Origin of the sequence: Bradyrhizobium sp. 1200_D9_N1_1 (genome assembly GCF_052075915.1) — a bacterium.
Classification (GTDB): Bacteria; Pseudomonadota; Alphaproteobacteria; order Rhizobiales; family Xanthobacteraceae; genus Bradyrhizobium; species Bradyrhizobium diazoefficiens.
This window is the reverse complement of record NZ_CP197226.1, coordinates 536,621-548,991: the sequence shown is the minus strand read 5'-3', so window position 1 is coordinate 548,991 and position 12,371 is coordinate 536,621. Positions and strand designations below refer to the sequence as shown.

Sequence of the window (12,371 nt, the reverse complement as noted above, 5' to 3'; positions counted from 1 at the left end):
CCTCAATTCAAGCCTTCGGCGCGCGACAGCGCCGCAGCAATGGTCTCGCGCGTCGGATGACGGAACCGCGCAGCAACGTAACCATCGGGCCTGAGCAGATAGGCAGCACCCGCGTCGGCGTCGTAGCGCCTTGCGACGAGGCCCGAGGGATCGGCAAGGCCGCCCTCGCCGCCGATGCGGATATCCTTCACGCCTTCGGGCACGCCGAGCTCCGTGCCATTGCTGAACGACAGCAAGGTGAAGTCTGTTCCGCCCTTGCGGAATACATCCGTCAGATAGGCCTGCTCACCCGCGCTTGAGGCAACCGGCGCATCCAACATGGAACAGCCGGGCCGCGGGCCAGCGCCCCACATATCCGCATCGGGCGACGACAGCGACGTATCATAGCTGCACGGCACCGAGAGCCGGCCGCCATTGACCATGCGCTTGCCGAATTCGGTCTCCTTGGCGAGCGACAGCACCGCCTTGCGCAGCCGCGCCTCCTGGTGCGAGTTCGGCGCCATGAAATCGGTCGAGCGGGTGGATTCGCGGATGTTCTCATCCGCCGCCATGCTGCGCTCGGCGTGGTAGCTCTCCAGCAGGCTCGCGGGCGAGGTGCCGCGCAGGACGCGGTCGAGCTTCCAGGACAGGTTTTCCGCGTCCTCGAGTCCCGAATTGGCGCCGCGCGCACCGAAGGGCGAGACCTGATGCGCGGAGTCGCCGGCGAAGATCACGCGGCCATGGATGAAGCGGTCCATGCGCCGGCACTGGAATTTGTAGAGCGAGATCCACTCGAACTCGAACTTGTCGTGGCCCAGCATGCGCGCGATCCGCGGCCGCACGTTTTCCGGCTTCTTCTCGACGACCGGATCGGCGTAGCGATTGAGCTGGAGATCGATGCGCCAGACATCGTCGGGCTGCCGGTGCAGCAGCGCCGAGCGTCCCGCATGGAACGGCGGATCGAACCAGAACCAGCGCTCGGTCGGGAATTCCGCCGTCATCTTGACGTCGGCGATCAGGAACTGGTCCTCGAACACCTGGCCGGCGAACTCGGCGCCAACCATCTGCCGCAGCGACGACCGCGCGCCGTCGCAGGCGACGACATATTGCGCGTGCAGGCGGTAGGCGCCCTCCGGCGTCTCGATCGTCAGCGCGACGGAATCGTTGCGCTGCTCCAGCGCGGTCACCTTGTTGCGCCAGCGCAGGTCGACCTCAGGCAGATCGCTGATGCGATCGACCAGATAGGCCTCGGCGTAATATTGCTGGAGATTGATGAAGGCCGGCCGCTTGTGACCGTCTTCCGGCAGCAGGTTGAACTGGTAGAGCTGGGACTCGCCGTGGAAGATGCGACCGACGCTCCACACCACGCCCTTCCCGACCATGCGGTCGCCGACGCCAAGCCGGTCCCAGTACTCCAGCGAGCGCTTCGAGAAGCAGATCGCGCGCGAGCCTTCGCCGATGCGGTCGGCATCATCCAGAAGGACGACGCTCTGGCCGCGCTGCGCGAGGTCGATCGCCAGCGACAGTCCGACCGGGCCCGCGCCGACAACCACAACCGGATGCTCGGCCGGGCTTTGCCCGGGACGGTCCTGATCGGGGTGGCGGCGATAGCCGAATTGGGTCTTGGTCTGATGCACATTGACCTGCGCCATGCGCTAACCTCGGCTCTGGTCAGAAGAGGGCTGATCTGCTAGATAGTCTCACGTGCAACTATTTTGGACCGGAGCCGGCCGGCCGTCAACTGGAATTCGGAGCGCAAGCCTTGGCGAGGACATCCAGCGATGCGGCGCTGCAGAGACAAGAGGCGGGCGAGGCGTCGCCGCGGCAAAAAACGCGGCTCGATCTGTTCAAGTTCGTGCCGTTCCGCCTCAACCGGCTTGCCGCGGAGGTGAGTTCCGCGCTCGCGGTCGAATATCAGGAGCGTCACGGCCTCGACATTCCGGCCTGGCGCGTGATCGCGACGCTCGGTTTCCGCAACGATGCCTGTAGCGCGCAGTACATCTCGCAATGCACCCGCACGCACAAATCCACCATCAGCCGCGCCGTCACCATGCTGTTGCATGAAGGGCTGATCGAGCGGGTCGAGAACGAGGCCGACCGCCGCGAATTCCGCCTGCAACTGACCAAGAAAGGCCGCGCGCTCTACGAGGAGCTGTTCCCGCAATTGCTGCGGCGGGAGGACGAGATCCTCGCCTGCCTCTCGGCGCAGGAGCGCAAGCAGCTCTCGGCTCTGCTCGGCAAGATCGAGCAGAGTCTCGACCTGATCCAGACCAGCGAAGAGGCGGATGCCAAGCAGGCGTATTAGGGTGCGGAATAGACGCTCCAGCATGTAGTTGCTGAGCCGTCTTTGTCGCGACTTTCCGCTCGGCCGACGGCGGCCCGATGCCGAAGCGACGACGCGGTCAAGACAACTGCGCTTGGCGGCGTCGGCACATTGCGGCCGGTCAGGGCCGCCGCGCGGCCGATGCGGCTCACAGAACCTCAATACTCTAACGCTACGCCCGCAACTCTCAGCGGAGTCTCAGAGATCGATGCCGACCGCGATGTTACGGCCCTTCAATTCGGCAAAGGTTAGTGTGTGCGCGTACAGCTTTGTGAATGCTTCATCCTTTGCCAATGCCTCCTGCACCTTTCCGTACACTTCCCAACTGGAATAGCGCGTAGCGATAAGAAACTCCCCAGCCCACATACCAGTGTGAAATCGGGAAAGTCGAAGAAATTCAGCGCCGTGCTTTTCGAAGATTGCCTTCGCCTGCTTGGCGGTCTTGATCATTTCCTCAGGTTTGTCGCTCTTGAAGCGTGTGAATTGTACAATAGCCATGACCTAGTCCCTCCATTGACCCTCCCATGGGTAAGTCTAGGAGTGGCCGCGGAGGTTCACAGGAAGCCCCTATGATGCGAGGTCCGGGTGTTGGGCAAAAACGCCGGTCGAGAGCCGTGCGGCCAAAGACCGGTCTAGGGTGCAGCGAACCCATGCGGCTTCCCGAACCTCTTCGCGTCGGGCCACAAGGAGCTGTCTCCGCATTTCAGAGAGACGCGCACGACAAAATTCGCGGTACAGAAAATCGAATATCGAGGGCATGGTCAAACCCCCTTGTTTGATCTTCGCTATGCACGTCCCACTTGCACTAGCTCTTGGTGTGCAACAGGCGAACTAGAACACACGAGGCTACCAAACTTTGTCGGATACTTCGCGACGTTCGGCCTCACCCCAATTTGTGAACCTCCCTTAGCCGAAAGATACCTACTCACAAGCGGTTACAGTTCGCCCGGAGGCACCATGGGGCGGCACTGCACAGCGTTGATCAAACGCGGGATTTCGCAAATCGCCATGAGCGCGGCTATCGCGATGGTGATGTCGCCGGCGCCGGGGCGCGATCTCGACGGACGCTACAGGAATTCACCACTTCTCGAATGGTTTGAGAGTTTGGCAAGCGGCAAAGGCCTCTGCTGTTCGCACGCCGACGGTCATGCCGTCGAAGACGTAGACTGGGAAGCCAGAGACGGCCACTACCGTGTGCGACTGCCGAAAACCGCCGACTCCAAACTGATGATCTGGGTCGATGTGCCTGACGATGCCATAATCACCGTACCGAACAAAGTCGGACGCACGATGGTCTGGCCGATCTACAACGACCTCTATCCGGAGATATCGATCCGGTGCTTCATGCCAGGGAGCATGACCTAGATTGGCGGGCGCTTGTAAGGGATTGACCTATGACCAGCGGCTATTTTGAAGACACCGAAATTGGCGATAGCCGGCAAGGCCGGCCCCTATTTTGTCTCCAAGGACGAAATTATTCAGTTCGCCAAGCAATATGACGCACGGCCCTTCCACATCGATGAGGAAGCTGCTGCGCACTCAGTTTTTGCGGGACTGACGGCATCCGGTGCCCACACGTTCGCGATCTTCATCTCGCTAACGAGCAAACTACAGCCTCCGCTCCGTGTCCTTGCCGGGCTCGGCTGGGATGAGGTGAGGCTGCCGAACGCGGTACCCCCGGAGACCACCTCGATCTTGAATCGATTGTTCTGGAGAAGCGCGAGTCGAGGTCGAGCTCCGATAGGGGAATCCTTCGCAACCAAATCCACTTGCGCAACCAAAGACGCGAGACGGTGTTGCAGTGCATCGGCAATGTTCTCGTTGCGAGGCGACCGGATGCGAAAGCATCGATGTAAGCCATTCAACAAGCTGCCGTCGGTTGGTTTCGCTCTGATGTCTCTTGTGCGTCACAAGGCGACATTCCGGGTTCGGGGGGTGTCCGCTTTACCCTAGAAAGCAAACATCCCGGATTTACGAAGTACACGCCCTTGCATTCCTGATGATTCGTTGACCGTCATGGTGAGGAGGCGCGCAAGCGCGCCGTCCAAAACTCAATCGTCGTCCCGGACAAGCAGTGCTCTAGACAACGCGAAGCGTTGTCTAGAGCGAAGCGCAGATCCGGGATCCATAACCACAGGGAGATCTTTGGCGAAGACTCGGAGTTGCCAGCTCGCGCGGCGACTCCTCCCTGGGGTTATGGGTCCCGGATCTACGCGCGCTTTTGGCGCGCTTGTCCGGGACGACGAGCGTGGGGCAGGTCTCAACCGCTATTTCGCAAACGACCGCGACGGCGGCAAATGCAGCGCCCAGGCGTCGACCTTGTCGCTGGCGCGCGGATAGATCTCCGTCACGATCGGATCGTGGCCGGGAATGAACCTGTCGGGGTGGCCGGCGAGACGCTCGATCGTCTCCCAGCCCTGTGCCATGTCGCCGACATTGTAGACGATCGGAAACGGGCTGCGGCGCTGCAGGTTGGCGTAGTAATGCGCGGCGTCGGACGCCAGCACCACCGGCCCGCGCGCGGTCTCGACCTTGACCACCTGCAAGCCGTCCGAATGGCCGCCGACACGGTGCACGGTGATTCCGGGCGCGACCTCGCCGTCGCCCGAATAGAAATTGACGCGCTCGCCATAGACATGGCGCACCATCTGCGTGACGTGCTCGACCGAGAACGGATGTCGCAGCAGTCCGTTGCACATGCAGCGGCCGGTCGCGTAGGCCATCTCGCGCTCCTGGAGATGGAAGCGCGCGTTCGCAAAACGATCGAGATTGCCGGCATGGTCGTAATGCAAATGCGTCACGATGATGTCGCGAATCGCCGACGCCTTGACGCCAAAGCGCTCCAGCGCATCGACCGGATTGAGCGTCAGCTTGCGCGCGCGTGCGCTCGCCTCCTCGGCATTGAAGCCGGTATCGACCAGGATGTCGCGGCCGCCGCCGCGGATCAGCCAGACGAAGTAGTCGAGATCCTGCGCCGCGCTGTCATGCGGATCCGGCGCCAGGAAGTTCATGCTGGGAGTGCGCGGCGACATGGTCGCATAGCGCAGTGCGTAGATTTCGTAGGCGTTTCCCATGATTTTTCTTTTGGTTTTGCTTCTTGTGTGGACCTTCGGGGAGGTACGAGCGCACCAAGCCATTGTCCGCCGGAAAGGTCAAACGCCACGCGTGATGCGTGGAGGGCCCCTCCAATGTGAGACCAATCACATTTTCGGCGCCACGACTCCCCTAATAAAGAACTCCCCTAACAGGGGTGCCCTGAGATGGCCGCTGCAATGCCCAACCGGATCGTGTCGAGCACAACCAAGATGGCTGGTTTATTCCCCTCGCGGCGCGCCCATGCGTTGCGGTCAATCGTCGCGATAATGCCGAATCTCCAAGCGGTTGACGCCCCCTCTCCCCGGTTTGATAATGCACATTGCGTAAGTTAAGGTCGCCGCGGCGCAAGCTGGGAACGGCGCCTTTTTGGCTGGACCGCGCTGATTATGAAAATTCGCTTCCTTTTCCTTCTTCCCTTGCTCGTTTCGCTCGTCCCGACCGCTCCATCGCTTGCGGCCGGCGACCGTTATGCGCTGGTCATCGGCAACGCCAAATATCCGGATGCAGACGCCCCGCTGAAGGAACCGCTCAACGACGCACGTGACGTCGCCGACGAGCTCAAGCGCGACGGCTTTTCGGTCGAAATCGGCGAGAACCTGACCGGCGACGGCATGCGCCGCGCCTTCGACAAGCTCTACGGCAAGATCAAGCCGGGCTCGGTTGCGCTGGTGTTCTTCAGCGGTTTCGGCATCCAGTCGGCGCGCCAGAGCTACATGCTGCCGATCGACGCGCAAATCTGGACCGAATCCGACGTGCGCCGCGACGGTTTCAGCCTGGAAGCCGTCCTCGGCGAGCTCAACACCCGCGGCGCCGGCGTCAAGATCGCGCTGATCGATGCCTCGAGGCGTAACCCGTTCGAGCGCCGGTTCCGCAGCTTCTCGGCCGGCCTGACCCCGGTCATCGCGCCGAACGGGACGCTGGTGATGTATTCGGCGGCGCTGGCCTCGGTGGTGTCGGACGCCGGCGGCGAGCACAGCCTGTTCGTCCAGGAACTGCTGAAGGAAATCCGCGTCCCCGACCTGATGGCCGAGGAGACGCTGAACCGCACCAAGATGGGCGTCACCCGCGCCTCGCGCGGCGAGCAGGTGCCGTGGATATCCTCTTCATTGGCCGAAGATTTCTCGTTCATTCCGGGAGCCGGCGGATCGCGTCCGACAATGGCGCCGCCGCCCGCGCCCCCCGCGCCGCCACCCGTCGTCGCCAACAACCCGCCGCCGGCACCACCGGTGCCACCATCACCGCCTCCGCCGCCGAAGCCGGCCGACACGGCGGCCGCACCAGCTCCCGCGCCCGTCCCGGCCCCATCACCGAAGCCGCAGGTCGAGGCCGCCTTACCCCCGCCGCCGCCGCCGGTGAAACCGGCCGATCCCGCTCCCGCGCCGAACGCGGACGCCGGGCCTAGCGCGGCCGCCCTCGCGGAGGACCCCACCATCAAGGGCCTGACGGCCAAGATCGCGGCCAATCCTGACGACGTGAACGCGCTGTACCGCCGCGGCCAGGTCTATGCCAGCAAGGGCGCCTACAACCTCGCCATCAAGGATTTCGACGACACGCTCCGGATCAACTCGAAGGACGTCGAGGCGCTGAACAACCGCTGCTGGACCCGCACGGTGGTCGGCGATCTCCAGGGCGCCCTGAAGGATTGCAACGAAGCGCTGCGGCTGCGTCCGAACTTCGTCGATGCGCTGGACAGCCGGGGGCTCGTCAATCTGAAATCGGGAGCGGTGAAGAACGCGATCGCCGATTTCGATGCGGCCCTGAGGATCAATCCCCGCCTCACCTCCTCGCTGTACGGACGGGGCATTGCGAAGCAGCGCAACGGCTCCGCCCAGGAAGGGGCGCTGGACATTGCCAATGCCAAGGCGATGGATCCGAACATCGTTCAGGAATTCGCAAGCTACGGAGTCCGCTAGTATTTTTTTGAATTGAGGCGACCGACGCCTCGAACCCCCGGCGGCCCAGGCAAGACTAATGGGCGGATGCCGCAGGCGGCCTTTCCCGGGGGGCCTATTGCAGGAATTTTGGAACCACGCAGCTCGGCTGCGCAGGAGGGACTGGCAATGAGATCGGCTGCAAAAGGACTTACCGCAATCCTGTCCATCATGGCCATTGGCGCCGCGCTGTCGCTGCCGGCCTCACCCGCATTCGCCGGCGACGACGGCAACAGCAAGAACGTCACCGAGGACGAGATCGTCCGCGCGCTGGCGCCGCCGCAGAAGAAGCCGCTGACCCGCGGCCTCTCGATCGCGCCGCAGGCCGACCCCGCGCCGAGCGCGTCGGAGACCAAGCTGATCCAGTCCGTGCGCGGCCGCTCGACGCGCTCGCTGTCGTCGACCGAGCGCGAGGAAATCGCGTCAGTCGCCAAGGACAAGCCGAACATCGATCTCGAGATCACCTTCGACTACAACTCCGCCAACATCAGCACCAAGTCGCTGGCTTCGGTGCAGGCTCTCGGTCGCGCGCTGACCAGCCCCGACCTGAAGGGCTCGACCTTCGTGGTCGCCGGCCACACCGACGCCGCCGGTGGCGAGAGCTACAACCAGGACCTGTCTGAACGCCGCGCGGATGCGATCAAGCGCTACCTCGTCGAGAAGTACAGCATCTCCGCGACCGACCTCGTCACCGTCGGTTACGGCAAGAGCAAGCTGAAGGACCCGAGCCAGCCGATGGCCGAGGTCAACCGCCGCGTGCAGGTCGTCAACATGGAAAACAAGACCACCGCATCGAAGTGAGCACGACGCAATCCGTTGAAGTGACCGTGCCTGATGTGGTGTAAAGTCTCGCTTCCAAAGCGCGTCCCGCAGCCTTGCGGGACGCCGCTTTGTTTCAGGGTAACGCTCTCAGCAGGCCTCGTGCGGATGGCCGTGAGCCAGGCCAGGACAATCCGGCGATGAACGTCTCCGACTATCTCAAGCCTGCCGGAACCGTGGCGTTCATCGTCGCGCTCGGCATCGGCTATTATCTGTTCGAGCATCGGCGTCGCCCCGAGGCGAAGGAAACGCCGGGCGAGGCGCTCGTCATCGTGACGAAGTCGACCAATGCCTGCTTCTCCGACCTCGTCCGGGTGACCGGCTTTTTCGTGCCGCGCCGCGAGGCCGTGGTCGTCGCCGACCAGGAAGGCTCCCGGGTCACCGACCTCTTCGTCACCGAAGGCACCATGGTCACCGACAACCAGGAGCTGGCGCGCCTGACGGCGCCGCCGCAGATCCCGGGCCAGCCGCAGCGGTCCGGCGCGCAAGGCCCGATCTCGCTGAAGGCGCCGGCGCCGGGCCTCGTCACCGAAGTTCGCACCATCGTCGGCGCGCCGGCCTCGCCGCAGGCCGGCCCGATGTTCCGCATCGCCGTCAACAACGAGATCGAGCTCGACGCCCAGGTCCCGGCCGTGCACATGCCCAAGCTCAGCGCCGGCGCGACCGTGCGCATCAGCCGCGACGACGCGCCCGATCTGATCGGCCGGGTGCGGCTGGTTGCGCCCGAAATCGACCGCGCCACCCAGCTCGGCCGTGTCCGCATCAGCGTCACCAACAATCCCTCGCTGAAGGTCGGCGTGTTCGCCCGCGCCTCGATCGACGCCAAGCGAAGCTGCGGCGTCGCGGTGCCCAAGACCGCGATCGACCATCTCACCGTGCAGGTCGTCAAGGGCAACACGATCGAGACGCGCAAGGTGCGGGTCGGGCTGTCGTCCGACACCGCGACGGAAATCCTGGAAGGGCTCGACGTCGGCGAAATCGTCGTGGCCGACGCCGGCTCTTCACTGCATGACGGCGACCAGATCAAGACCATGTTCGCCGATGAACTCGATCGCACGCGGGTACGCTGATGGCTCTCAATATCTCGGCATGGTCGATCCGGAATCCGCTGCCGTCGGTCGTCTTTTCGATCATCCTGCTGATCCTCGGCTGGACCTCCTTCGCCAAGCTCGCGGTGACGCGGCTTCCCTCGGCCGACATTCCCGTGATCTCGGTCGCGGTGTCGCAGTTCGGTGCTGCGCCCGCCGAGCTCGAATCCCAGGTCACCAAGACCATTGAAGACGCGGTCTCCGGCGTCGAGGGTGTGCGGCACATCACCTCCTCGATCACCGACGGCTTGTCGCTGACCACCATCCAGTTCGCGCTGGAGACCAACACCGACCGCGCGCTCAACGACGTCAAGGACGCAGTGACGCGGGTGCGCTCCAACCTGCCGCAGAACGTCACCGAGCCCTTGATCCAGCGCGTCGACGTCATCGGCCTGCCGATCGTGACCTATGCCGCGATCTCGCCCGGCAAGACGCCGGAGCAGCTCTCCTATTTCGTCGACGACGTGGTCAAGCGCGCGCTCCAGGGCGTGCGCGGCGTCGCCCAGGTCGAGCGCATCGGCGGTGTCGAGCGCGAGATCCTGGTCTCGCTCGATCCCGACCGCCTTCAGGCGATGGGCCTGACCGCCGTCAATGTCAGCCAGAGCCTGCGCGGCACCAATGTCGACGTCGCCGGCGGCCGCGCCGAGATCGGCAAGAACGACCAGGCGATCCGCACCCTGGCCGGCGCCAAGACGCTGAGCGACCTCGCCGGCACCATGGTCCCGCTGTTCGGCGGCGGCGAGGTCCGGCTCGACGATCTCGGCACCGTCACCGACACCATCGCCGACCGCCGCACCTTCGCGCGCTTCAACGGCGAGCCGGTGGTCGCGCTCGGCATCAAGCGCTCCAAGGGCGCCAGCGACGTGAAGGTCGCCGACGCCGTGCAGAAGCGCATCGACGCGCTCAAGGCCGCCTATCCCGACGTCGACCTCAAGCTGATCGACACCTCGGTCGAATACACCAACGGCAATTACGAAGCGGCGATCTCGACCCTGTTCGAGGGCGCCATCCTCGCCGTCGTCATCGTGCTATTGTTCCTGCGCGATCTGCGCGCCACCATCATCGCCGCGATCTCGCTGCCGCTGTCGATCTTCCCGGCATTCTGGGCGATGGACCTCCTCGGCTTCTCGCTCAACCTCGTCAGCTTCCTCGCCATCACGCTGTCGACAGGTATTCTTGTCGACGACGCCATCGTCGAGATCGAGAACATCGTGCGGCACATGAACATGGGCAAATCGCCCTATCGTGCCGCGCTGGAAGCCGCCGACGAGATCGGCCTCGCGGTGATCGCGATCTCGCTCACCATCATCGCGATCTTTGCGCCGGCGAGCTTCATGTCGGGCATCGCCGGACAGTTCTTCAAGCAGTTCGGCATCACCGTCTCGGTGCAGGTGTTCTTCTCGCTGCTCGCGGCGCGCTTCGTCACGCCGGTGCTGGCCGCCTACTTCCTCAAGCATGGCCATCACGAGGAGCCGCCGCCCGGGCGCGTGCTGCGGTCCTATCACCGGATCGTGGCCTGGTCGGTGAAGCACTATTTCATCACGGTGCTGATCGGCTTCGGCATCTTCGCCGCCTCGATCTGGAGCATCACGCTGCTGCCGCAGGGCTTCCTGCCGGCGCAGGACAGCGCGCGCTCGCTGCTTGCCCTCGAGCTGCCGCCGGGCACCCAGCTCGCCTACACCGAAAAAGTCACCGAGGACATCGTCGCGCGACTGCGCAAGCGGCCCGAGGTGAAGAGCATCTTCGTCGACGGCGGGCGCGTTCCACCCGGCACCCAGGAAGTCCGGCGCGCCGCCCTCATCATCAACTATACGCCCAAGGGCGATCGCGACATCACCCAGCGCGAGCTGGAATTCTCGATCAGCCAGGAGCTGGAGAACATTCCCGACATCCGCTTCTGGTTCCTCGACGAAAACGGCCTGCGCGCGATCTCGCTGGTCGTGACCGGCGTCGACGCCAACATCGTCAACAACGTCGCCAGCGAGCTCGCGACGCAGATGAAGCGGATCCCGACCATCTCCAACGTGATCTCGGAAACCACGCTGGAGCGGCCCGAGCTGCGCATCGAGCCGCGCGCCGATCTCGCCGCACGCCTCGGTGTCTCCACGGAAAGCCTGTCGCAGACCATCCGCGTCGCCACCATCGGCGACGTCGGGCCTGCGCTTGCCAAATTCGACGTCGGCGACCGCCTGGTGCCGATCCGGGTGCAGCTCGAGGACGCCGCGCGCGGCAACCTCAAGACGCTCGAACAATTGCGCGTGCCGCTCGGTGAGCATGGCGAGAAGGGCGGCGTGCCGCTCTCGGTCATCGCCGACGTCAAGCTCGACCAGGGTCCGACCAGCATCAACCGTTACGACCGGGACCGCCAGGCCACCGTTGCCGCCGACCTCGTCGGCTCCGCGGCGCTCGGCGATGCCACCAAGAAGATCAACGAGCTGCCGGTGATGAAGAGCCTGCCGAAGGGCGTGAAGGTCTCACCGTCCGGCGACGCCGAAAGCCTGAACGAGCTGTCCGACGGCTTCGCCACCGCGATCACCGCGGGCCTGATGATGGTCTATGCCGTGCTGGTGCTGCTGTTCGGCACCTTCCTGCAGCCGATCACCATCCTGTTCTCGCTGCCGCTGTCGATCGGCGGCGCCATCGCGGCCCTGCTCGTCACCGGCAAGCAGCTCACCACGCCGGTCTGGATCGGCATCCTGATGCTGATGGGCATCGTCACCAAGAACGCGATCATGCTGGTGGAGTTCGCCATCGAGGCGATCCGCGACGGCAAGCCGCGCGACGAGGCCATGATCGACGCCGGCATGAAGCGCGCCCGCCCGATCGTGATGACAACGATCGCGATGGCCGCCGGCATGATGCCGAGCGCGCTCGCGGTCGGCGCCGGCGGTGAGTTCCGCTCGCCGATGGCGCTCGCGGTGATCGGCGGCCTGATCTTCTCGACCATCCTGTCGCTGGTGTTCGTGCCCGCGATGTTCATGGTGATGGACGATCTCGGCGCCCTGATCTGGCGCTTCGGCAAGCGGCTGATCGTGCACAGCGAGGATACCGAGGCCCCCGGTCATCATCACGAAGCTTCGCCGGCACAGCCGGCACAGAAGAGCATCGTGCATCCGGCGGCGGAGTAAGGTTCGC

At 64.2% G+C, this 12,371-nt stretch carries 9 protein-coding genes and 1 pseudogene; 7 read left to right on the top strand and 3 right to left on the bottom strand.

From position 1 onward, the window contains the following. Positions 1-2 precede the first annotated feature (2 nt). On the bottom strand, positions 3-1,631 hold the full coding sequence (locus AB5K84_RS02600) for an FAD-dependent oxidoreductase (protein ID WP_011083178.1): 1,629 nt from the start codon (positions 1,629-1,631) through the stop codon (positions 3-5). 110 nt (positions 1,632-1,741) lie between these two features. Here AB5K84_RS02600 and AB5K84_RS02595 point away from each other — a divergent pair, with 110 nt between their 5' ends. After that, positions 1,742-2,284 (top strand): MarR family winged helix-turn-helix transcriptional regulator, encoded by a 543-nt coding sequence (locus AB5K84_RS02595; RefSeq protein WP_038967447.1) that lies wholly within the window; start codon positions 1,742-1,744, stop codon positions 2,282-2,284. Between the two features lie 216 nt (positions 2,285-2,500). Here AB5K84_RS02595 and AB5K84_RS02590 read toward each other — a convergent pair whose 3' ends face one another. After that, positions 2,501-2,800, bottom strand: coding sequence for a hypothetical protein (locus tag AB5K84_RS02590; RefSeq protein ID WP_011083180.1), 300 nt, complete (start codon positions 2,798-2,800; stop codon positions 2,501-2,503). A 510-nt stretch (positions 2,801-3,310) separates the two neighbouring features. On the opposite strand from AB5K84_RS02590, the gene AB5K84_RS02585 reads away from it, so the two are divergent. Both AB5K84_RS02585 and AB5K84_RS02580 read left to right on the top strand, forming a co-directional pair. Continuing rightward, positions 3,311-3,667 carry a hypothetical protein gene (locus AB5K84_RS02585; RefSeq protein WP_051000370.1) on the top strand — a complete coding sequence of 119 codons (357 nt, stop codon included), beginning with the start codon at positions 3,311-3,313 and terminating at the stop codon, positions 3,665-3,667. Between the two features lie 102 nt (positions 3,668-3,769). Next, positions 3,770-4,255 (top strand): annotated as a pseudogene (locus AB5K84_RS02580) (MaoC/PaaZ C-terminal domain-containing protein); the annotation flags it as partial. Between the two features lie 314 nt (positions 4,256-4,569). Here AB5K84_RS02580 and AB5K84_RS02575 read toward each other — a convergent pair. Further along, complete coding sequence (locus tag AB5K84_RS02575; protein ID WP_038967446.1) at positions 4,570-5,376, bottom strand: N-acyl homoserine lactonase family protein; 807 nt, start codon at positions 5,374-5,376, stop codon at positions 4,570-4,572. 408 nt (positions 5,377-5,784) lie between these two features. Here AB5K84_RS02575 and AB5K84_RS02570 point away from each other — a divergent pair, with 408 nt between their 5' ends. The 4 genes from AB5K84_RS02570 (at position 5,785) to AB5K84_RS02555 (ending at position 12,364) form a co-directional block, all read left to right on the top strand. Next, positions 5,785-7,311, top strand: a complete 1,527-nt coding sequence (locus tag AB5K84_RS02570) for a caspase family protein (RefSeq protein ID WP_038967445.1) — start codon at positions 5,785-5,787, stop codon at positions 7,309-7,311. A gap of 147 nt (positions 7,312-7,458) precedes the next feature. Beyond that, positions 7,459-8,130: an OmpA family protein gene (locus AB5K84_RS02565; RefSeq protein ID WP_028175667.1), complete on the top strand. Its 672-nt coding sequence runs from the start codon at positions 7,459-7,461 to the stop codon at positions 8,128-8,130. 158 nt (positions 8,131-8,288) lie between these two features. Beyond that, positions 8,289-9,218 carry an efflux RND transporter periplasmic adaptor subunit gene (locus tag AB5K84_RS02560; protein WP_011083187.1) on the top strand — a complete coding sequence of 310 codons (930 nt, stop codon included), beginning with the start codon at positions 8,289-8,291 and terminating at the stop codon, positions 9,216-9,218. Then, entirely contained in the window at positions 9,218-12,364 is a 3,147-nt protein-coding gene (locus AB5K84_RS02555) for an efflux RND transporter permease subunit (RefSeq protein WP_011083188.1), read from the top strand. The genes AB5K84_RS02560 and AB5K84_RS02555 overlap by 1 nt, the downstream gene beginning before the upstream one ends. Positions 12,365-12,371 lie beyond the last annotated feature (7 nt).

Coding starts and splice junctions, on each gene's coding strand:
- AB5K84_RS02575 (WP_038967446.1), bottom strand. CDS start 5,376: ATGGGAAACGCCTACGAAATCTACGCACTGCGCTATGCGACCATGTCG.
- AB5K84_RS02565 (WP_028175667.1), top strand. CDS start 7,459: ATGAGATCGGCTGCAAAAGGACTTACCGCAATCCTGTCCATCATGGCC.
- AB5K84_RS02570 (WP_038967445.1), top strand. CDS start 5,785: ATGAAAATTCGCTTCCTTTTCCTTCTTCCCTTGCTCGTTTCGCTCGTC.
- AB5K84_RS02585 (WP_051000370.1), top strand. CDS start 3,311: ATGAGCGCGGCTATCGCGATGGTGATGTCGCCGGCGCCGGGGCGCGAT.
- AB5K84_RS02555 (WP_011083188.1), top strand. CDS start 9,218: ATGGCTCTCAATATCTCGGCATGGTCGATCCGGAATCCGCTGCCGTCG.
- AB5K84_RS02600 (WP_011083178.1), bottom strand. CDS start 1,631: ATGGCGCAGGTCAATGTGCATCAGACCAAGACCCAATTCGGCTATCGC.
- AB5K84_RS02560 (WP_011083187.1), top strand. CDS start 8,289: ATGAACGTCTCCGACTATCTCAAGCCTGCCGGAACCGTGGCGTTCATC.
- AB5K84_RS02590 (WP_011083180.1), bottom strand. CDS start 2,800: ATGGCTATTGTACAATTCACACGCTTCAAGAGCGACAAACCTGAGGAA.